General features: G+C 64.9%; 18 protein-coding genes and 1 other RNA gene. 14 read left to right on the plus strand and 5 right to left on the minus strand.

The window, feature by feature from the left end; all coding sequences use genetic code 11:
• Positions 1–196 precede the first annotated feature (196 nt).
• The gene (locus N5C28_RS07165; protein WP_279821299.1) at positions 197–1,333 is read right to left on the minus strand and encodes an alkane 1-monooxygenase; all 1,137 of its coding nucleotides are present in this window, start codon (positions 1,331–1,333) and stop codon (positions 197–199) included.
• A 226-nt stretch (positions 1,334–1,559) separates the two neighbouring features.
• Between N5C28_RS07165 and N5C28_RS07170 the strand changes: the two genes are divergently transcribed.
• The 4 genes from N5C28_RS07170 (at position 1,560) to ligA (ending at position 9,450) form a co-directional block, all read left to right on the plus strand.
• Complete coding sequence (locus N5C28_RS07170) at positions 1,560–2,219, plus strand: GntR family transcriptional regulator (RefSeq protein WP_279821300.1); 660 nt, start codon at positions 1,560–1,562, stop codon at positions 2,217–2,219.
• A gap of 265 nt (positions 2,220–2,484) precedes the next feature.
• Complete coding sequence (gene smc / locus N5C28_RS07175; RefSeq protein WP_279821301.1) at positions 2,485–5,973, plus strand: chromosome segregation protein SMC; 3,489 nt, start codon at positions 2,485–2,487, stop codon at positions 5,971–5,973.
• 220 nt (positions 5,974–6,193) lie between these two features.
• Positions 6,194–7,024 carry a cell division protein ZipA gene (zipA, locus tag N5C28_RS07180; RefSeq protein WP_279821302.1) on the plus strand — a complete coding sequence of 277 codons (831 nt, stop codon included), beginning with the start codon at positions 6,194–6,196 and terminating at the stop codon, positions 7,022–7,024.
• A 59-nt stretch (positions 7,025–7,083) separates the two neighbouring features.
• Positions 7,084–9,450 (plus strand): NAD-dependent DNA ligase LigA, encoded by a 2,367-nt coding sequence (gene ligA / locus N5C28_RS07185; protein ID WP_279821303.1) that lies wholly within the window; start codon positions 7,084–7,086, stop codon positions 9,448–9,450.
• A 46-nt stretch (positions 9,451–9,496) separates the two neighbouring features.
• Here the strand turns inward: ligA and N5C28_RS07190 are convergent, their stop codons facing one another.
• The gene (locus N5C28_RS07190; protein ID WP_279821304.1) at positions 9,497–9,775 is read right to left on the minus strand and encodes an HU family DNA-binding protein; all 279 of its coding nucleotides are present in this window, start codon (positions 9,773–9,775) and stop codon (positions 9,497–9,499) included.
• Positions 9,776–10,031: 256 nt separating this feature from the next.
• Here N5C28_RS07190 and N5C28_RS07195 point away from each other — a divergent pair, with 256 nt between their 5' ends.
• From N5C28_RS07195 to N5C28_RS07205, 3 genes are all read left to right on the plus strand, one after another.
• Positions 10,032–11,666: a methyl-accepting chemotaxis protein gene (locus tag N5C28_RS07195; RefSeq protein WP_279821305.1), complete on the plus strand. Its 1,635-nt coding sequence runs from the start codon at positions 10,032–10,034 to the stop codon at positions 11,664–11,666.
• A 98-nt stretch (positions 11,667–11,764) separates the two neighbouring features.
• Positions 11,765–11,861: signal recognition particle sRNA small type (ffs, locus tag N5C28_RS07200), an RNA gene on the plus strand.
• A gap of 355 nt (positions 11,862–12,216) precedes the next feature.
• Positions 12,217–12,666 (plus strand): carboxymuconolactone decarboxylase family protein, encoded by a 450-nt coding sequence (locus N5C28_RS07205; protein ID WP_279821306.1) that lies wholly within the window; start codon positions 12,217–12,219, stop codon positions 12,664–12,666.
• Positions 12,667–12,731: 65 nt separating this feature from the next.
• On the opposite strand, the gene N5C28_RS07210 is transcribed toward N5C28_RS07205, so the two are convergent.
• Both N5C28_RS07210 and N5C28_RS07215 read right to left on the minus strand, forming a co-directional pair.
• On the minus strand, positions 12,732–13,019 hold the full coding sequence (locus N5C28_RS07210; protein ID WP_279821307.1) for a DUF3509 domain-containing protein: 288 nt from the start codon (positions 13,017–13,019) through the stop codon (positions 12,732–12,734).
• A 72-nt stretch (positions 13,020–13,091) separates the two neighbouring features.
• The gene (locus tag N5C28_RS07215) at positions 13,092–13,313 is read right to left on the minus strand and encodes a hypothetical protein (protein WP_279821308.1); all 222 of its coding nucleotides are present in this window, start codon (positions 13,311–13,313) and stop codon (positions 13,092–13,094) included.
• Positions 13,314–13,769: 456 nt separating this feature from the next.
• On the opposite strand from N5C28_RS07215, the gene dnaX reads away from it, so the two are divergent.
• From dnaX to N5C28_RS07235, 4 genes are all read left to right on the plus strand, one after another.
• A complete protein-coding gene (gene dnaX / locus N5C28_RS07220; protein WP_279821309.1) occupies positions 13,770–15,908 on the plus strand; it encodes a DNA polymerase III subunit gamma/tau in 2,139 nt (712 codons plus the stop codon).
• An 18-nt stretch (positions 15,909–15,926) separates the two neighbouring features.
• Complete coding sequence (locus N5C28_RS07225) at positions 15,927–16,253, plus strand: YbaB/EbfC family nucleoid-associated protein (protein WP_074940389.1); 327 nt, start codon at positions 15,927–15,929, stop codon at positions 16,251–16,253.
• Between the two features lie 199 nt (positions 16,254–16,452).
• Positions 16,453–17,052 (plus strand): recombination mediator RecR, encoded by a 600-nt coding sequence (gene recR / locus N5C28_RS07230; RefSeq protein WP_279821310.1) that lies wholly within the window; start codon positions 16,453–16,455, stop codon positions 17,050–17,052.
• A 178-nt stretch (positions 17,053–17,230) separates the two neighbouring features.
• Positions 17,231–18,379: an acyl-CoA dehydrogenase family protein gene (locus N5C28_RS07235; RefSeq protein WP_279821311.1), complete on the plus strand. Its 1,149-nt coding sequence runs from the start codon at positions 17,231–17,233 to the stop codon at positions 18,377–18,379.
• 25 nt (positions 18,380–18,404) lie between these two features.
• On the opposite strand, the gene N5C28_RS07240 is transcribed toward N5C28_RS07235, so the two are convergent.
• A complete protein-coding gene (locus N5C28_RS07240) occupies positions 18,405–19,331 on the minus strand; it encodes an AraC family transcriptional regulator (RefSeq protein WP_279821312.1) in 927 nt (308 codons plus the stop codon).
• Positions 19,332–19,631: 300 nt separating this feature from the next.
• On the opposite strand from N5C28_RS07240, the gene N5C28_RS07245 reads away from it, so the two are divergent.
• The 3 genes from N5C28_RS07245 to N5C28_RS07255 are packed head-to-tail and all read left to right on the plus strand — an operon-like array spanning position 19,632 to position 20,869.
• Entirely contained in the window at positions 19,632–20,369 is a 738-nt protein-coding gene (locus tag N5C28_RS07245) for an SDR family oxidoreductase (protein WP_279821313.1), read from the plus strand.
• Positions 20,370–20,379: 10 nt separating this feature from the next.
• A complete protein-coding gene (locus N5C28_RS07250) occupies positions 20,380–20,541 on the plus strand; it encodes a hypothetical protein (RefSeq protein ID WP_279821314.1) in 162 nt (53 codons plus the stop codon).
• Between the two features lie 31 nt (positions 20,542–20,572).
• Entirely contained in the window at positions 20,573–20,869 is a 297-nt protein-coding gene (locus N5C28_RS07255) for an antibiotic biosynthesis monooxygenase (RefSeq protein WP_279821315.1), read from the plus strand.
• Positions 20,870–21,251 lie beyond the last annotated feature (382 nt).

Here is a 21,251-nt window from a genome sequence, read left to right on the forward strand (position 1 = left end):
CAATCTAGGAGTTTCTGACTTTTGGGTCAACAAATATTTGACCTCTTGGTCAGGAGCTTTCATGCGATCCGGTTATGAGCGGGAGGCAAGCGGGTTTTGTGCCAGAGACGACGCCACCGGGCGGGCTGCCGCTGCACCGACCACGAAAAAGCCCCGGGACCTGCGCCTCCGGGGCTTTGCGTGTAACGCGGGGGATTCAGTGGCTGAGCTGGGTGTCGGTCAACTGGTGCTCTTCACCGGCGTAGTAAGCGCGCACGCGCGGGTCCATCACGGCGCGCCACAGGGGCGGAAACAGGGCAAGCACGATCATCCCGGCATAGCCGTTGGGCAGTTGCGGGCTGTCATCGAAGTGGCGCAGCACCTGGTAGCGGCGCTTGGCGTAGGCGTGGTGGTCAGAGTGGCGCTGCAGGTGGAAGAGGAACAGGTTGGTCAGCAGGAAGTTGCTGTTCCAGGAGTGGGTCGGGTTGGTGCGTTCGTAGCGGCCGTCGTCCTGTTTGCGCCGGTGCAGGCCGTAGTGCTCGACGTAGTTGACGATCTCCAGCAGGGTCGCGGCCATGAACGCCTGGCCGAGGAAGAACAGCGCGCCCAGCCAGCCGAAGGCCCAGGTGAAACCGAGCAGGAACAGGGCGCTGATGGCGTACCACCACACCAGTTCGTTGCGCCAGTGCAGGGCGGGCAGGCCCTTGCGGGCCAGGCGCTGGCGCTCCAGGGCCCAGGCGTTGAGGAAGTTGTGCTTGTAGGCGTGGGGCAGGAAGGCATAGAGGCTCTGCCCGTAGCGCGACGAGGAGGCGTCTTCCGGTGTCGAGACATGCACATGGTGGCCGCGCACGTGCTCGACCTTGAATCCCGCGTAGCACACGGCCGCCAGCAACAGGCCGCCGGCGTTCTGCTCCAGTGGCGGGTCCTTGTGGATCAGCTCATGGGACACGGTGATACCGATGGCCCCCATGACCGTGCCCACCGAGAGCACCCAGCCCAGCTGGCCGACCCAGTTCCAGGCCTCATGGCTGACGAACGCCCAGCCCGACCACGCCAGCATGCCGATCAGGAACGGCACCGTCGCCAGGCTCAGCAGGCGGTAATAGCCCTGGTCGGTCATGACCGGCACGTCCTGCTGCTCGTCGGGGTTGGCCGGGTCACGGCCGACGACGAAGTCGAGGAGGGGGATCAGGCCGAACACCACGCTGATCACCAGCCAGGGCCAGGCATTGGGGTAGTCGCTGCCCAGGGACCAGTAAAAGCTCAGCGGGATGCCCAGCACCGGGACCAGCCAGATCCAGTAGCCGGCTTTTTTCAGGGCGATCATCCAGGCGGAAGGCAGTCGTTCGAACATGGGGGCTCCGTCAGGTGGTTTCGGCAAGAAGGCGTGCTGAAAGTTGTAGGACAATCATCCGCCCCGATGCCCCATCCGATGCCTATCTTTTGCTCTGAAAGCCCCGCATGGCTGCGCTTGGCGCGGTAACACCCTGTGTTACACTCGCCGCCGTGTCTGCACGCCCTGCGCCTGCCCCGGGCAGGCCAGACCCGCCAGACCCTTGCGCCACTCTCCAAGGAATATCATGACGTTCAAGGCACCGGACAGCCTCGCCGAGCAGATCGCTCATCACCTCGCGGAACGCATCATTCGTGGCGAATTGAAGGAACGCGAGCGTATCCAGGAACAGAAAGTCACCCAGGCGCTGAATGTCAGTCGCGGGTCGGTGCGCGAAGCGCTGCTGATGCTGGAGCGCCGGCACCTGATCGTGATCCTGCCGCACCGCGGTGCCCAGGTCACCGAGCTGACCCCGCACAACGTCAAGAGCCTGTATGCGCTGGTGGTGGAACTCTACATCCTGCTGGCGCGTTCCGTGGCCGACGGCTGGCAGGTCGAGGCGGACCTGGCGCCGTTCCTGGCGATCCAGCGTTCGCTGATGGACGCCTTGCAGCGCGAAGACATCAATGATTTTGTCGAGCGCAGCTTCGATGTGATGCGCGCGGCCTTTCCGTTCTCCAACAACCCCTATCTGCAGGAAACCCTGGAGAACCTGCTGCCGGCCATCAGCCGCACCTACCACCTGGCGCTGGAGCGGCGCAAAGGCGAGATGGGGCAGTTCGTTAACACCTTTGCCGGGCTGCTGCAGGCGATCATCGCCCGTGACCACGAGCAGGCGCGGGTGGTGCTGACGGCATACAGTCAACACAATTGCCAGTTGGTCCTGGCAACACTGGCAGAACGTTAAGGGTCTGTTCCCGTTTCGCTCGCGGCCGCGCCGGAGCCGTTTTTTGCGCAGGAAGGCATAAGGAGAGAGGTTTGGTGGTTCCAGATGAACGACGAGTAACACCGCACCGCGCAAAAAACGGCCCGGCCCTTCGGGTTGCGCGCCAAATGGCGCGATGCTGCGTTACGGGACTTGCCAAGGGAACGACCATTAGCGGCGTCCCGTGCCTTGCCTCGCACCCTTTTTCGCAGCAACGCGGCTCACGCCGAAACGGGAACAGACCCTGATGCGGTTGAAATCCATCAAGCTGGCGGGCTTCAAGTCCTTCGTCGACCCGACCACGGTGAACTTTCCCAGCAACATGGCGGCCGTGGTCGGCCCCAATGGGTGCGGCAAGTCGAACATCATCGACGCCGTACGCTGGGTGATGGGCGAGAGTTCCGCGAAGAACCTGCGCGGTGAATCGATGACCGACGTCATCTTCAACGGCTCCAACACGCGCAAGCCGGTGACCCAGGCGTCCATCGAGCTGATCTTCGACAATTCCGACAGCACCCTGGTGGGCGAGTACGCCGGTTACGCCGAGATTTCCATCCGCCGCCGGGTGACCCGCGACAGCCAGAACACCTATTTCCTCAACGGCACCAAGTGCCGCCGCCGGGACATCACCGACATTTTCCTCGGCACCGGCCTGGGGCCGCGCAGCTACTCGATCATCGAGCAGGGCATGATCTCCAAGCTGATCGAAGCCAAGCCCGAGGACCTGCGCAATTTCATCGAGGAAGCCGCCGGCATCTCCAAGTACAAGGAGCGCCGCCGCGAGACCGAGAACCGCATTCGTCGCACCCACGAGAACCTGGCGCGCCTGACCGACCTGCGCGAAGAGCTGGAACGCCAGCTCGATCGCCTGCATCGCCAGGCCCAGGCCGCCGAGAAGTACCAGGAGTACAAGGCCGAGGAACGCCAGCTCAAGGCGCAACTGACCGCCCTGCGCTGGCAGGCGCTGAACGAGCAGGTCGGCCAGCGCGAAGCGGTGATCGGCAACCAGGAAGTCAGCTTCGAAGCGCTGGTGGCCGAGCAGCGCAATGCCGACGCCAGCATCGAGCGCCTGCGCGACGGGCACCACGAGCTGAGCGAGCGTTTCAACCTGGTGCAGGGCCGCTTCTACTCGGTGGGGGGCGATATCGCCCGGGTCGAGCAGAGCATCCAGCACGGCCAGCAGCGCCTGCGCCAGTTGCAGGACGACCTGCGCGAAGCCGAGCGGGCGCGCCTGGAGACCGAATCGCACTTGGGCCACGACCGCACCTTGCTCGCCACCCTGGGCGAAGAGCTGGCGATGCTCGAGCCCGAGCAGGAACTGACCGCCGCCGCGGCCGAAGAGGCTGCCGTCGGGCTGGAAGACGCCGAAGGCGCCATGCAGGGCTGGCAGGAACAGTGGGACGCCTTCAACCTGCGCTCCGCCGAGCCGCGTCGCCAGGCCGAGGTGCAGCAGTCGCGCATCCAGCAACTGGAACAGAGCCTGGAGCGCCTGGCCGAGCGCCAGCGCCGGCTGAACGATGAATTGCAGCAACTGGCGGCCGACCCGGAGGACGCCGCCATCCTCGAGCTGAGCGAGCAGATCGCCGCCAGCGAGCTGAGCCTGGAAGCCCTGCACGCCGACGAAGAAGAGCAGGCCGAGCGCCTGCAGCGCCTGCGCACCGAACTGCAAGACGCCGGCCAGGCCCAGCAGCAGGCCCAGGGCGAATTGCAGCGCCTCAACGGTCGCCTGGCGTCACTGGAAGCCCTGCAGCAGGCTGCTCTCGACCCCGGCAAGGGCACCGGCGACTGGCTGCGCGAGCAGCGCCTGAACGAGCGCCCGCGCCTGGCCGAAGGCCTGCGGGTCGAAGCCGGCTGGGAGCTGGCGGTGGAAACCGTGCTGGGCGCCGACCTGCAAGCCGTGCTGCTGGACGACTTCAGCGGTCTGGATTTCGCCGGCCTGAGCCAGGGCGACCTGCGCCTGGTCAGCCCGGGCAACGCCGGTGCCCGCATGGCTGGAAGCCTGCTGGACAAGGTCGAGGCGGCGCTGGACCTGGCGCCCTGGCTGGGCAAGGTCAAACCGGTGCAGACCCTGGACGATGCCCTGGCCGGCCGAGCCTCACTGGTGGACGGTGAAAGCCTGATCAGCCGTGACGGCTACTGGGTCGGGCGCAATTTCCTGCGGGTGCGCCGTGCCAGCGAAGCGGAAAGCGGCGTGCTGGCCCGCGGCCAGGAAATCGAGCGCCTGGGCCTGGAGCGCGAAGAGCGCGAGGCAGCACTGGCGCTGCTCGACGAACAACTGCTGAACCTGCGCGAGGCCCAGGGCCAGCAGGAAGAATCCCGCGAGCAACTGCGGCGTCAGTTGCAGGACCAGGCTCGCCGTCTGGGTGAGCTGAAGGCCCAGCTGTCCGCCGGCCAGGCCAAGGTCGAGCAGCTGACCCTGCGCCGTCGCCGCCTCGATGCCGAACTGCTCGAACTCGCCGAGCAGCGCGAGCTGGAACACGAGCAGCTCGGCGAGTCGCGCCTGCACCTGCAGGACGCCCTGGACGCCATGGCCCTCGACACCGAGCAGCGCGAGGAGCTGATGGCCCGTCGCGATGCCCTGCGCGAACGGCTCGACCGGGTGCGCCAGGAAGCTCGCCAGCACAAGGACCATGCCCACCAGCTGGCCGTGCGCCTGGGCTCGCTGAAGGCCCAGCACGACTCGACGCGCCAGGCCCTGGAACGCCTGGAGATGCAGGCCGAGCGCCTTCACGAGAAACGCGAGCAGCTCAATCTCAACCTCGAAGAAGGCGAGGCGCCGCTGGAAGAGCTGCGCCTGAAGCTGGAAGAGCTGCTCGACAAACGCATGGGCGTGGAAGACGAGCTGAAGCTGGCGCGCCTGGCCCTGGAAGATGCCGACCGCGAACTGCGCGATGCCGAGAAGCGCCGCTCCCAGGCCGAGCAGCAGGCGCAACTGCTGCGTGGCCAGCTGGAGCAGCAGCGCATGGAATGGCAGTCGCTGACGGTGCGGCGCAAGGCGTTGCAGGAGCAGCTGCAGGAAGACAACTACGACTTGCACGGTGTGCTGGCGACCTTGCCGCCCGAGGCAGGGGAGAAGGCCTGGGAAGAAGAGCTCGAACGCCTGGCGGCGCGCATCCAGCGCCTGGGGCCGATCAACCTGGCGGCCATCGACGAGTACCAGCAGCAATCCGAGCGCAAGCGCTACCTCGATGCCCAGGACGCCGACCTGGTCGAAGCCCTGGAAACCCTGGAAAACGTCATCCGCAAGATCGACAAGGAAACGCGCAACCGTTTCAAGGAAACCTTCGACCAAATCAACGGTGGTCTGCAGGCGCTGTTTCCAAAAGTTTTCGGTGGCGGCAACGCTTATTTGGAACTCACCGGCGAAGATTTACTCGATACCGGTGTAACGATCATGGCGCGTCCGCCTGGCAAGAAGAACAGCACCATCCATTTGCTCTCGGGGGGCGAGAAAGCGCTCACCGCCCTGGCCCTGGTATTTGCGATCTTCCAGCTCAACCCGGCACCGTTCTGCATGCTCGACGAAGTCGATGCGCCGCTGGACGATGCCAACGTCGGCCGCTATGCGCGACTGGTCAAGGAAATGTCGGAGAAAGTGCAGTTCATCTACATCACCCACAACAAGATCGCCATGGAAATGGCCGACCAGTTGATGGGGGTCACGATGCACGAGCCGGGATGCTCGCGCCTGGTGGCGGTGGACGTGGAAGAGGCATTGGCCATGGTCGATGCGTGACGGATGGCAATCGGCCTGCATGGTCTTGATTTGTGACGTTTATAACGAACGGCCAGCGGTGTAAAGTTGCCTTTCGTCGTGCTAGCTTAATGCCCACTTTTGTTGCACGTGCGAAACGCCAGCCAGATCATGGAGTTGGCCGCACGTTTTAGCGTCATAGAAGCAGGGGGCGGACGCTCTGCTTCCACATAAAAATTTTTGTTAGGGGTCAAGGTATTTCATGGAATTCGGTCTGCGCGAATGGCTGATAGTCATCGGCATTATTGTGATTGCGGGCATCCTCTTCGATGGCTGGCGACGGATGCGAGGAGGCAAGGGCAAGCTGAAGTTCAAGCTCGACCGCAGCTTCGCCAACATGCCCGATGATGACAGCGATCCAGACCTGCTGAGCCCGCCACGCGTGGTCGAGCGCCACCAGGAGCCTTCGCTGGACGAAGAAGACCTGCCGTCCATGAGCGCCCGTGAACTGAACCGTCGCCGCACCGGCGAGCCGCAGCAGGGCGACCTGAACCTGGGCCTCGACGAACCCGTGCCGACGCTACTCAATCCGGTCGATGACGCCCCCGAGACCACCCGCAGCACCGCCGCGCCCAAGGCCGCTCCCAAGGAGCTGCCGCCGGTCGAGGAAGTGCTGGTGATCAACGTGATCGCCCGCAGCGAAGACGGTTTCAAGGGCCCGGCGCTGTTGCAGAACATCCTGGAAAGCGGCCTGCGTTTCGGCGAAATGGACATCTTCCACCGCCACGAAAGCATGGCTGGCAACGGTGAAGTGCTGTTCTCCATGGCCAACGCCCTCAAGCCGGGCACCTTCGACCTGGACGACATCGAAGGCTTCAGCACCCGCGCCGTCAGCTTCTTCCTCGGTCTGCCGGGGCCGCGCCATCCCAAGCAGGCCTTCGATGTGATGGTCGCTGCCGCCCGCAAGCTGGCCCACGAGCTCAATGGCGAGCTCAAGGATGACCAGCGCAGCGTGATGACCGCCCAGACCATCGAGCATTACCGCCAGCGCATCGTCGAGTTCGAGCGTCGGCAGATGACTCAGAAACGCTGAACCCACCCATGAGTCAAAAGAGCAGCCCCGGCTGCTCTTTTCGTTTTCGAGATACCGCTATGACCGACGCTGCCCAGCGCATCCAGGAACTCCGCACCGAGTTGGATGAACACAACTACCGCTACTACGTGCTCGACGAGCCGAGCGTGCCGGATGCCGAGTACGACCGGCTGTTCCGCGAGCTGCAGGCCCTGGAGGCCGAGCACCCGGAACTGGTCACCCCCGAATCGCCGACCCAGCGTGTCGGTGGCGAGGCGCTGAGCGCCTTCGGTGAGGTGCGCCACGAGGTGCCGATGCTCAGCCTGGGCAACGCCTTCGAGGAAGACGACCTGCGAGCCTTCGACCGCAGCGTGCAGGGCAGTCTGGGCCTGCCGGCAGGCGATCTGTTTGGCGCCGGTGGCGAAGTGGAGTACAGCTGCGAGCCCAAGCTCGACGGCCTGGCGGTCAGCCTGCTGTACCAGAACGGCCAACTGGTGCGCGGCGCCACCCGCGGTGACGGCAGCACCGGTGAGGACATCAGCACCAATGTGCGCACCATCCGCAACGTGCCGCTGCGCCTCAAGGGCGAGGGCTGGCCCCAGGTGCTGGAGGTACGGGGCGAGGTGTACATGCCCAAGGCCGGCTTCGAGGAGCTGAATGCGCGCCAGGCGGAAAGCGGCGGCAAGACCTTCGCCAACCCGCGCAACGCGGCGGCGGGCAGCCTGCGCCAGCTGGACTCGAAGATCACTGCCAGTCGTCCCCTGGAATTCTGCTGCTACGGCGTCGGCCAGGTCAGCGGCGAGTTGCCGGATACGCAGATTCGCATGCTCGAACAGCTGCGGGCCTGGGGCATTCCGATCAGCCGCGAGCTGAAGCTGGCCAAGGGCGTGGAAGCCTGCCTGGACTACTACCGCGACATCGGCGAACGGCGCATGGCGCTGAGCTATGACATCGACGGCGTGGTGTTCAAGGTCAACAACATCGAAGACCAGCAGCAGCTGGGCTTCCGTGCGCGCACGCCGCACTGGGCGATCGCCCACAAGTTCCCGGCGCAGGAAGAGCTCACCGAGCTGCTGGACGTGGAGTTCCAGGTCGGCCGCACCGGCGCGGTGACGCCGGTGGCGCGGCTCAAGCCGGTCAAGGTGGCGGGCGTTACCGTGGCTAACGCCACGCTGCACAACATGGATGAAGTGGCACGCCTGGGCGTGATGATCGGCGACACGGTGATCATCCGCCGCGCCGGCGATGTGATTCCCCAGGTCATGGCCGTGGTGGCCGACCGGCGCCCGGCAGATGCGCGCGCTATCCATGTGCCGGAGCAGTGCCCGGTGTGCGGCTCCCAGGTCGAGCGTACGCAGCTGATCAAGCGCAGCAAGGGCAAGGAAACCGTCAGCCAGGGTTCGGTGTACCGCTGCGTCGGGCGCCTGGCCTGTGCGGCCCAGCTCAAGCAGGCGATCATCCACTTCGTGTCGCGCCGGGCGATGGACATCGAAGGCCTGGGCGACAAGACCATCGAGCAACTGGTGGACGAGCAGCTCATCGGCTCGCCGGCGGACCTGTACAAGCTCCAGTACGAGCAGATCATCGGTCTGGAAGGCTTCGCCGAGGTCTCCAGCAACAAGCTGCTCAAGGCCATCCAGGACAGCAAACGGCCGACCCTGGCGCGTTTCATCTACGCCCTGGGCATTCCCGACGTGGGCGAGGAGACCGCCAAGGTTTTGGCCCGCTCCCTGGCCTCCCTGGAGCGCGTGCGCGTTGCATTGCCGGAAGTACTGACCTACCTGCCGGACATCGGCCTGGAAGTGGCCCACGAGATCCACAGCTTCTTCGAGGACAGCCACAACCAGCAGGTGATCAGTGCCTTGCTGGCGCCCGAGGAGTGCGCCTTGGAGCTGCAGGACGAGGGCGAACTGAGCGCCGAGTTCGCCGCGGTCGCCACCCTGGGCGGCATGCTCGACAAACTGAATATCCCCTCGGTAGGCCCGGGCGCCGCGCAGAAGCTGGCGGACCGGTTCGGCACGCTGGAGGGCGTATTGAGCGGCGACTGGCTGGACATGCGCCAGGCGCTGCCGGAAAAGCAGGCCAAGGCGGTGCGCGACTTCTTCGATATCCCGGAGAACGCCCAGCGTGCACGGGCCATCGAGGTGCAGCTCAAGGCCTTCGGCATGCACTGGAGCAGCGAGAAGAAAGTCGTCGAAGGTTTGCCGCTGGCGGGGCAGACCTGGGTGCTGACCGGTACCCTGGAGCTGATGAACCGTGACCTGGCCAAGGAGAAGCTGGAAGGGCTGGGGGCCAAGGTGGCCGGTTCGGTGTCGGCCAAGACTACCTGCGTGGTTGCCGGGCCGGGCGCGGGCTCGAAGCTGGCCAAGGCCAGTGAGCTGGGGGTCAAGGTGCTCGACGAGGCGGCATTCGTTGCCGTGCTGGCGGATTACGGCGTGACGATCTGAGTGTGTGAGCGGGCCGGAGCATGCCGGCCCGCTGGCCTGGCGCGACTTAGTTGATGGCGTCGGTCAGGGCTTTGGCCGGTACGTACTTGACCACTTTCTTGGCAGCGATCTCGATGGCCTTGCCGGTCTGCGGGTTGCGGCCGGTGCGGGCAGGGCGCTCGCTGACCTTGAGTTTGCCGATACCCGGCAGGGTGATTTCGCCGCCGTTCTCCAGAGCGTCGCTGACGATTTCGCTGAGTTGCTCCAGCGCGGCGCGTACGGTTGCCTTCGGGCTGTCGATGGCTTCAGCGATATCGCCGATCAGTTGGTCTTTGGTGATGGCCATTGTGTTGCTCCTTGAATAGGTAAGGGTGCGTTATGCGATGCCCCGCGCAGCCTACTGCGATTGAGTGACGCCGGCACCGTTTATATGCGGGCGGCCGCGCCAACGAGACCAGTGTGTGACCTGCGTCAATGCTGGAAATTCCCTGGGGGCAGAATCCCGGGCCAGAGCCGTTCCCGGGCTTCGGTCGGGGCAGCGGCTTTAGGCAGTCCGGTGGTCTACGCTTGGTGGTACATCGCCATTATGCGGAGTACCCATCATGCTGCGTGCCTTTGCCGATCTGGGCTTTCGCTGGAAAATCGCTCTCCCCATTCTGCTGTTGGCGGTGCTGCTGGTGACCATGGGGGTGCTGGGCATGCGTGGCATCGCCCAGGTGGCCGACTCCAGCACCACGCTGACCAACCGTTACCTGCCGGGCATCAGCCTGCTGCTCAACGCCGACCGTGACCTGTACCAGGCGCTGGTTGCCGAGCGGGGCACCCTGGACGAAAGCGCGGACAGCCATATCGAGGCGCTGCGAGCCTCCCATGCGGAAAACCTGCAGCAGGCGCAGAAGCGCGTGCACGACTTCGCCGCCATGCAGCCGGGCAGCGAAGCGCTGCAACTGGTGGCCCAGTTCGACCAGGGTTTCGCGCAGTGGAAAGCCACGTCGCAGCGGGTGCTGCAATTGCGCGAGACCGACCCGGAGGCGGCCAGTGCCCTGAGCTTCGGCGACAGCGAGGTGCAGTTCGAAGCGATGCGTTCGGCCATCGACAAGCTGGGTGAGCTGGAAGACCAGGCGGCCAACGCCGAGGGAACGGCAGCGATCTCGCTGGGCGAGACCCTGGCCTGGCAACAAGGCGCGGTCATTGCCGTCGGCCTGGCCGTGTGCCTGGTGCTGGTGGTCGGCTTCCCGATCCTGGTGACCCGTCCGCTGCACAACCTGTTGAACCGGATCGAGCAGATCGCCGACGGCGACGGCGACCTGCGGGTGCGCCTGGACGTGCTGTCGAAGGATGAACTCGGGCAGCTCAGCCACGCCTTCAACCGCTTCCTGGACAAGCTGCAGCCGCTGATCAAGGAGGTCGGACGGGTCACCGGCGAGGTTGCCGATTCCGCCCAGAGCCTGGCAGGCATGGCGGCGGCCAACGACCGGCTGATCAGCAGCGAGCACGCCGCGGTCGACCAGGTCAGCACCGCCGCCACGGAAATGAGCGTGGCGGTGCACGAAGTCGCGCGCAATGCCCAGACCGCTGCGGACGCCGCGCGCAGTGCCGAGGCGCAATCGCGTGAAGGCGCTCAGGTGGTAGGGGCGACCATTCATTCGATCCGCCAACTGGCCCAGGAAGTGGAAAGCGCCTCGGACACCATTCTCACCCTGGAGCAGGAAGCGGCCAATATCGGCACGGTGCTGGCAGTGATCCGCGGCATCGCCGAGCAGACCAACCTGCTGGCGCTCAACGCCGCCATCGAGGCGGCCAGGGCAGGGGAGCAGGGGCGTGGCTTCGCCGTGGTGGCGGATGAGGTGCGCGCGCTGGCGGCCCGCACCCAGGAGTCGACCAAGGACATCCAGACCATGATCCAGCGCCTGCAGGCCGGCGTGCAGAATGCGGTCAAGGCCACCCATTCCGGCAGTGCCCGGGCGCGACAGAGCGTCGAACAGGCAGCCGGGGTCGATCAGGCGCTCAACGACACCAGCGACTCGGTGCAGCGCATCAACGACATGGCCGCGCAGATCGCCACCGCCTGCGAAGAGCAGAGCAGCGTGACCGAGGAAATCGCCCGCAACATCAGCGATATCCGCGATCTGTCCAACGAAGCGGCGCAGACCTCGGAGCAGAGTACCCAGGCCAGCCGGCGCCTGTCGGAGCTGTCCTCGGGCCTGGCGCAACTGGTCGGGCGTTTCCGCGTCTAGTCATATTGGATGCTAAGTGCTTGAAGCAGTTGTAAGTTTGTTTCAAGCCGGTACAATGGCGCCGGCTCACTGCTAGGTGAGCTGCGTTATGGTGGCCCTGTCGGTCCCCCCGCAACGATTACCCGTGAACCTGGTCAGATCCGGAAGGAAGCAGCCACAGCGGGAACATTGTGTGCCGGGGTGTGGCTGGCGGGGTCGCCTCCATTCTCCAGGTCCTCGATTCTGCAGGGCTTGCCCCGATCAAAAATCTCGACGTGTGACAGTGCGTGGTACGCCTGAAGGGTGCTCCGTGCGATTGGCCCTGCTCGATGAATGACCTTCTCGCCTGAGTTCTCCACGCCATAGCCACGCCTGGCGACGCTTGCCTGAGCCGCGCGCTGTCTGAGCGCTTCGTTGGGGGCTTTCCCGGTTGGCGCGTCACCGCTGTTGGCGCGTCGCAAAAAGTGGATCAGTGAATAAGTCGCGAATTGGATCAAGACCCTGGCCGTCTTCATTACCAGAATCGGCGCAGACGTCATTCACGCTTCCACTTCCAAAAGGGTAATGCTCCATGAATCGTTTGAACTGGTTCGAGGTTTCGTCCGGTGCGGCCAAGGCGCTCGGCGGTCTGCACCATTTCGTGACCACGGCGACAAACCTGCCGCCTCAGATCATCCACCTGGTGTTCCTCCGGGTGTCGCAGATCAACGGGTGCGCGCACTGCATCGACATCCATTCACGGGACCTGCTCAAAGAGGGCATGTCGGTCGACAAGCTGGTCCTGGTGCCGGTCTGGCACGAAGCGGCCTATCTGTTTTCCGAGCAGGAGCGTTCCGCGTTGGCGTGGGCGGAAGAGGTGACCCGGGTCAGCGAAACGCATGTTTCCGACGAGGCTTATGCCGCGGCGTCGGCAGCTTTCGCCGAGAAGGACTTGGTCGACCTGACAGTGGCCATCGCGGCGATGAACGCGTTCAACCGGTTGGGTGTCAGCTTTCGTTTGAGTCCTGCTGCCAAGGCGTGAGTAGCGCTGCGTCGCGCCCATGAAAAAGCCCCGCCGAAGCGGGGCTTTTTTGTGTGAGGGGTGAATCAGGCGTGGTGGTAGCTGAGGACGCTGTCCTGCTCCTTCAGCGCCTTGCGCAGTTCCACCGGGATGTTGCCGGCGCGTACCGCCAGCTCCAGACGGATCTCTTCCAGGCTCTGGGTGAAGGCCTGGGTGTCGTTCAGTTGCGTGGCGCTGAGCACCCGGCTGTAGGCGGTGGCGTCACCTTCATCGATCAGCGAGAGGACGACGCTGCCGTCCGGGCGTGGGGCGCTGAACGCGGTACGCAGCGGATTGAACAGACGGTCGGCGAACTGGCGATTAATGGCTTGCATCAATGAACTCCTTCCTAGAGGGAAACCCTATGACCCGGGTGTTCTTCAGAAGTTTCGCGATGGCCTGGTGGCTCAGGCCATCAGCGACTGGCGCGTGCGCTCGATCACCTGCTGCAGCGATTCCTCGCTGTACTGGCCGGGATACAGGCGCTGGGTGTGCTGGGCGATACCGGCCTTGTTGACCACGGTAAAGCTGAAGCTGCCTTTGCGCGCCGCGATGATGCGGCAGTCGAACGGCGCAAATGCGCTGGAGAGGGTGCGAATGGCATCCTGAATCTGGTGATGTGTATTCATTATTTATGTTTCCTAAAACTACGGGCGCATCATGCGCTGAATAAAGCTCCAGTCCGCTGCGTGAAAGGTCGCGGAGTGTGTCTGATCGGAGCAGGTCGGCACGCGAAAGTTCCCGGTGACGGGCTTCGGCGGGTCTGTACTTCGGAGGCGGGCTTGAGTCAGCGCTTGCGCGAGACGGCCAGATCAGTCAGCAGGTGGGGTCGTGGCAGAGTGGCTTGCCGCGCGGTGCGAGGCGAATTCTGCAGGATCCAACGAGGGGGCCAGGAAGGCCGGATGACTTACAGCTTGGTACGAACGGCGCGGATGATAACCGGCTGATTAAAAATTAGCCAGCTAAATGTTCGTGTTATTTCATCGATTGCAGGAAGCGGCGGCGCATCATGTTCGTGGGATGCAACTTGGCCGTTGTTCCGCTAGCATTAGCCCACTTTTGCTTTCCTCCCGCGACGGTTTTCGATGAGTTATCAGGTTCTTGCACGTAAATGGCGTCCCCGCTCGTTCCGCGAAATGGTCGGGCAGACCCATGTGCTCAAGGCACTGATCAACGCCCTCGACAGCCAGCGCCTGCACCACGCCTATCTGTTCACCGGAACGCGCGGCGTGGGCAAGACCACCATCGCCCGCATCATCGCCAAGTGCCTGAACTGTGAGACCGGCATCAGCTCCACGCCCTGTGGCGTGTGCTCGATCTGCAAGGAGATCGACGAAGGCCGCTTCGTCGACCTGATCGAAGTCGACGCCGCCAGCCGCACCAAGGTCGAAGACACCCGCGAGCTGCTGGACAACGTGCAGTACTCGCCGAGCCGGGGCCGCTTCAAGGTCTACCTGATCGACGAAGTGCACATGCTCTCCACCAGCTCGTTCAACGCGCTGCTGAAGACCCTGGAAGAGCCGCCACCCCACGTCAAATTCCTGCTCGCCACCACCGACCCGCAGAAACTGCCGGTGACGGTGTTGTCGCGCTGCCTGCAGTTCTCCCTGAAGAACATGCCGCCGGAGCGGGTGGTCGAGCACCTGACCCACGTCCTGGGTGCCGAGAACGTGCCGTTCGAGGACGATGCGCTGTGGCTGCTGGGCCGTGCCGCCGATGGCTCGATGCGCGACGCCATGAGCCTGACCGACCAGGCCATTGCCTTCGGTGAGGGCAAGGTGCTGGCCGCCGACGTGCGGGCCATGCTCGGCACGCTGGATCACGGCCAGGTCTACGGCGTGCTGCACGCGCTGCTGGAGGGTGATGCCCGCGGCGTGATCGATGCGGTGCGCCACCTGGCCGAGCAGGGCCCCGACTGGAATGGTGTGCTGGCCGAAATGCTCAACGTGCTGCACCGCGTGGCCATCGCCCAGGTGCTGCCGGATGCGGTGGACAATGGCCAGGGCGACCGCGAGCGCGTCCTGGGGCTGGCCGAGGCGCTGCCGGCCGAGGACGTGCAGTTCTATTACCAGATGGGCCTGATCGGCCGCCGCGACCTGCCGCTGGCGCCCGACCCCCGGGGCGGCTTCGAAATGGTCCTGTTGCGCATGCTGGCCTTCCGGCCCGCCGATGCGGACGACGCACCGAAGGTGGCGCTAAAGCCGCTCGGGATTAGCCAGGCCACTGCTGATCCCCGTACCAACCCAGTGGCCGGCGCGGCAACGCCTGCGCCGGCCGTGGTCGCTGCGCCGGCAGAGCCGGTTGCACCGGTCGTGGCGCCTGCCGCACCCTCGGTTGCTCCCGTTGCTCCCGTTGCTCCCGTTGCTCCCGTTGCTCCCGTCGAGCCGGCGCCAGTTGTCGAGGCGCCGAGGGTTGCCCAGGCTGAGCCAACGCCAACGCCAACGCCAACGCCAACGCCAGTAGCCGCTGTAGCCGAAGTACCAGCCCCGGTGGTCGAAGCCGTTGCGGCGCCCAGCCCCTTGCCGTGGGAAGAGCAGGCACCCGTGGCGGTTGCACCCGCGGTGGCGGCTGTGCCCGTCGAGACACCTGCACCAGTGGCGGCGGTCGAGCCAGCACCCGTCGTGGCCGCCGTTGTCGAGGCAGTCGAAGAAGCCCCTCAGCCAGCCCCGCTGCAAGCGGTGCCCGTGGCCGAGGCGGACAACGACGACGAGCCGCCTCCCGGTGACTACGATTACGTCGAGATGGACGCCGATTCGTTCGACTACGATTTCGCCGGCATGGAGCCGGATCAGCCGGTCGAGGCCGAGCCGCTGCCAGCGGCCAAGCCCGCGACCGGCCTGGCTGCCGACTGGCTGGAGCTGTTCCCCAAGCTGGGGCTGTCCGGTATGACCGGCAGCATCGGCGCCAACTGCACCCTGATTTCGGTCGAGGGCGATACCTGGCTGTTGCATCTGGACCCGGGGCACAGCGCCCTGTTCAACGCGACCCAGCAGCGTCGCCTGAACGATTCGCTCAACCAGTTCCATGGTCGGGAACTGACCCTGAAGATCGAACTGCGCAAGCCGGAGCAGGAAACCCCGGCCCAGGCCGCCGCGCGCAAGCGCGCCGATCGCCAGCGCGAAGCCGAAGCGTCGATCCAGAACGATCCGCTGGTGCAGCAAATGATCCAGCAGTTCGCCGCGAGCATTCGCGCGGACAGCATTGAACCCGTAGACACTCCCTGATTACCGAGGACTAGCACCATGATGAAAGGTGGCATGGCCGGCCTGATGAAGCAGGCCCAGCAGATGCAAGAAAAGATGCAGAAGATGCAGGAAGAGCTGGCAAACGCCGAAGTGACCGGCCAATCCGGCGCCGGCCTGGTCAGCGTGGTGATGACCGGTCGCCACGACGTCAAGCGCATCACCCTGGACGACAGCCTGATGCAGGAAGACAAGGAAGTGCTGGAAGACCTGATCGCTGCGGCCGTCAACGACGCGGTGCGCAAGGTCGAGCAGAACAGCCAGGACAAGATGTCGGGTATGACGGCGGGGATGCAGCTTCCGCCCGGCTTCAAAATGCCTTTCTGACAAGAGGCGTCCAGCCAGCGCACATAACTGCGTTGCAAACAGGCCCGAGCATCCTCATTTACAGCAGTAAACTCCGGTGCTCGGGCCTGTTTGCGCCTTGTTCTGCACGCCGTCTGACCACCTCCCGGCAGCGGTGGTGAACAAGGCTGAGTAGAGCACCTGTTGCACTCAACATCCCGTCGTTACCGAGTACCTCTCCATGAGCTTCAGCCCGCTGATCCGTCAACTGATCGATTCCCTGCGTATCCTTCCCGGTGTCGGGCAGAAAACCGCACAGCGCATGGCGTTGCAGATGCTCGAGCGCGATCGCAGTGGTGCGTTGCGCCTGGCCCAGGCGTTGACCCAGGCGATGGAAGGGGTGGGGCATTGCAAGCAGTGCCGCAGCCTGAGCGAAGACGAGATCTGCCAGCTGTGCGCCGATCCGCGCCGCGATGACAGCCTGCTGTGCGTCGTGGAAGGTCCGATGGACGTGTATGCCGTCGAGCACACCGGGTTCCGTGGCCGTTATTTTGTGCTTAAGGGGCACCTGTCGCCGCTGGATGGCCTGGGGCCGGAAGCCATCGGCATTCCCGAGCTGCTGGCGCGCATCGAGGCGGGCACCTTCACCGAGGTGATTCTCGCCACCAACCCGACCGTGGAAGGTGAAGCTACCGCGCACTACATTGCCCAGTTGCTGGCGAACAAGGGCCTGGTGGCCTCGCGCATCGCCCACGGCATGCCCCTGGGCGGCGAGCTGGAGCTGGTAGACGGCGGCACCCTGGCCCATTCGATTGCCGGGCGCCGGCCGATCATTCTCTAAGCGTTTCGGCGCAGGCCTCAGCAGCCTTGCGCCATGGCCCCGCGTCCGGCCTCTGAGCCGCGCATGCAGGGTCCCGGTCATCGCGGCTGAAGAATCGCCCGCGCATATGGCCGATACCTCGCCTTGAAAACCAAGCAAGCGCTCGGTAAGGTCGCCAAAACCTTATCGGGAAGCAGCCATGTCCGCCATGCACGAGTATTTCGACGAGTCCCATCAACTGGTGCGCGATTCGGTGCGCCGTTTCGTCGAGCGTGAAATCCTGCCGCACATCGACGCGTGGGAGGAGGCCGAGAGTTTTCCTCGCGAGCTGTACCTCAAGGCCGGCGCGGCGGGCATTCTCGGCATCGGTTACCCGGAGGCGTTCGGCGGCAGCCATGAAGGTGACCTGTTCGCCAAGGTCGCGGCCAGCGAGGAGCTGATGCGCAGCGGTTCCGGCGGCCTAGTGGCCGGCCTGGGATCGCTGGATATCGGTTTGCCGCCGGTGCTCAAGTGGGGCAAGCCGGCTTTGCGTGACCGAGTGGTGCCACAGGTGCTGGCTGGGGAGAAGATCATGGCCCTGGCCGTCACCGAGCCGTCCGGCGGCTCGGACGTGGCCAACCTCAAGACCCGCGCGGTGCGCGAGGGCGATCACTACCGCGTCACCGGCAGCAAGACCTTCATCACCAGCGGCGTGCGCGCCGACTACTACACGGTGGCGGTGCGCACCGGCAACGAGGGCTTCGGTGGCGTCAGCCTGTTGCTGGTGGAAAAGGGCACGCCGGGCTTCACCGTTGGCCGTTCGCTGAAGAAGATGGGGTGGTGGGCGTCGGACACCGCCGAGCTGTTCTTCGACGACTGCCGGGTGCCGGTGGAGAACCTCATCGGTGCGGAAAACATGGGCTTCGCCTGCATCATGGCCAACTTCCAGAGCGAGCGCCTGTCCTTGTCGATCATGGCCAACATGACCGCCCAGCTGGCGCTGGAGGAAGCGATGACCTGGGCCCGTGAGCGCCAGGCCTTCGGCAAGCCGATCGGCAAGTTCCAGGTGCTCAAGCACCGCCTGGCCGAGATGGCCACGCAGTTGGAGGTGTCCCGCGAGTTCACCTACCGGCAGGCGGCGAAGATGGCGGCCGGCAAGAGCGTGATCAAGGAAATCTCCATGGCCAAGAACTTCGCCACCGACATCGCCGATCGCCTGACCTACGACGCGGTGCAGATCCTCGGCGGCATGGGCTACATGCGTGAAAGCCTGGTGGAACGGCTGTACCGCGACAACCGCATCCTGTCCATCGGCGGCGGTTCGCGGGAGATCATGAACGAGATCATCAGCAAGCAGATAGGGCTGTAGCGAACGCTGCCAGCCCCGTTACCGCTCACGCCGACTTGCGCAGGCGCGCCAGGTCGCGCAGGGGTGGGGCGCCGAACAGGCGGCTGTATTCGCGGCTGAATTGCGACGGGCTTTCATAGCCCACCCGGTAGCTGGCCGAGGCGGCTTCGAGGCCTTCGCAGAGCATCAGGCGCCGGGCTTCCTGCAGACGCAACTGCTTCTGGTACTGCAGCGGGCTCAGGGCGGTGACGGCCTTGAAGCGGTGGTGCAGGGTCGAGGAACTGAGGTTGACCTCGCGAGCCAGTTCCTCGATGCGCAGCGGCTGGTCGAAGTGGGTGTTCAGCCACTCGATGGCGCGCGCCACGCGGTGGCTCTGGCTGTCGGCGATGGCGATCTCGTGCAGGCGATGGCCCTGGGGGCTGTGCAGCAGCCGGTAGAAAATCTCACGCAGCGCCAGGGGCGCCAGCATGGCGATGTCCCGGGGCGTCTCGAGCAGGCGCAGCAGGCGGATCAGTGCGTCGAGCATCGACAGGTCCAGTTTATCGAGGTACAGCGCGCGCCGTGGGCTCGGGCTGGGCACTTCCATGGGGCCGGCATCGGCGATCAGGTTGGTGATCTGGGCGGGGTCGATGTCCAGGCGCAGGCTCAGGTAGGGCTGCTCCGGCGTGGCGTCGATCACCTGACCGGTGACCGGCAGGGTCACCGAGGCCACCAAGTAATTCAGCGGGTCGTAGATGTACTGCTCGGCCCCCAGCCGGACCTCCTTGCGCCCCTGGGCGATGATGCACAGGCTCGGCTTGTACAAGGTCGGCATCGGCAGGCTCGGGCCGGTGGCGCAGGCCGTGTCCAGGCCGGCGATCGCCGTGGGGTGCAGGCCATCGCCGGGGTTGAAGCGGCGTATCAGCGCGGCCAGTTCGGCCTGGCGCTCGGCGAAACGGGGGTCGAGTTCTGCGGGGGGCGTGAGTGAATTCATGGGGGTAGGCTCCTGAGGCGAGGATCAGCCTAGCCCGGTTTTTCAGGCAAGTCAGCGCCGCGCTTTCGGCCGCATAGGATCAGGCAAGAATTAGCCAGTAATAGGCAAATGTCCAGCGCTCATGGGCGCTGTAGGAATTACGAGGCGGCTGGCTGGTAGTGTTCTCATGACCTGGCTTGAAAACGGCGCTCGCAGTTTTGGGCAAGAATGAGCGAGTAATCGACTAACGCCTCGTGCCTTCCGTGCTTACTCTCTGTACCTACCGCGGCACCCGCCGCCCGAGTCGCAGAGGTTTGCATCATGTTGAACATCCGAGACAAGGTCATCCTGATTACCGGTGCCAGCAGCGGCATTGGCGAGGCCTGCGCACGGCTGCTGGCCGAGCGGGGCGCCACCCTGTTGCTGGGCGCGCGTCGTACCGAACGCCTGGAACAACTGGTCGCCGAGATCCGCCAGGCGGGCGGTCATGCGGAGTACCAGCGCCTGGACGTGACCAGCCAGGAAGACACCCAGGCGTTCATCGACACGGCCGTGGCCCGTTTCGGTCGGGTCGACGTGCTGGTCAACAACGCCGGCGTCATGCCGCTTTCCCGCCTCGACGCCCTGAAGGTCGACGAGTGGAACCGCATGATCGACGTCAACATCCGCGGCGTCCTGTACGGCATCGCCGCGGCGCTCCCGCTGATGCAGCGCCAGGGCACCGGCCAGTTCGTCAACATCGCCTCGATCGGCGCCTACAGCGTGGTGCCGACCGCCGCGGTGTACTGCGCGACCAAGTACGCGGTAAAGGCCATTTCCGAAGGGCTGCGCCAGGAAGTGGGTGGCGACATCCGCGTCACCTTGGTTTCGCCCGGGGTCGTCGAGTCGGAGTTGGCGGAGAGCATTTCCGATCCGCTCAGCCGGGACGCCATGAAGGAGTTCCGCAAGGTCGCCATTACCCCGGACGCCATCGCGCGGGCCATTGCCTACGCGGTCGAGCAGCCGGCGGACGTGGACGTCAGCGAGCTGATCGTGCGGCCCACCGCCAGCCCGTACTGAGGCGGATGCCATGGGCGGTAAATGGATTCTGGTGCCGCTCGTGGCGCTGTTCCTGTCCACGGCCTACCTGGATTCGTGGGCCAAGGGTGAGTGCCACGGGCTCCAGGCCCGTGCCGCGCAACCCGTGTTGCCGGCTTTGCCAGCGCCTGGCGACACCACAGCGGCCATTTGAAGCCGCGTCATTCAACCTTTGGAGAGACGACATGCTGACTCATATCACGGTGGTACGCGCCGCACGGGGGCGCTCCGAACAACTGGGCCTGTGTTTGCAGGCCTTGAGCGGCGCCGCACGCAAGATGGACGGCTGCCTGAGCTTCGATGTCGGGCGCAAGGCCGATGAGGCCGGTGCCTGGCTGGTGCATGGCGAGTGGCGGTCGAACGCGGCGCTGCAGGCCTACTTCACCGCACCGCTGTTGCAGCGCGTGCTCGACGAGGCCATGAAGCGGCACCTGCTCGGCAGCGTGACGAGCATGACCTACGAGCAGAGCCAGGCGGCATGAGCCCGGCAGTGAAAGCCCCGTTACCACCTTGTGGGTACCGGGGCTTTTTTATTGAGGCGTATCGTCGCGTCGGAGAGGTGTTGTGACGCTGTGATGGATCGCGGCTGATCGTTCCCACGCTCCGCGTGGGCATGCATCCCGTGACGCTCCGCGTCACCAGCGGTATTGGTTATGCAGCGAGGCGTCGGTATGTGGGGGTTGGTGTTGAGTGGCGGTGTTCCCGGGTTTCGCTGCGCTCTACCCAGGCTACTAATTGGCGTTGCACCGTGGTGGATGGGTGGAGCGTCATCCACCCTACGTATGGCCGTGATCGCGGTTTGATAGCCGCCGCATGATCGTTCCCACGCTCCGCGTGGGCATGCATCCCGTGACGCTCCGCGTC

Source organism: Pseudomonas sp. GD03944 (assembly GCF_029839275.1).
GTDB lineage: Bacteria > Pseudomonadota > Gammaproteobacteria > Pseudomonadales > Pseudomonadaceae > Aquipseudomonas.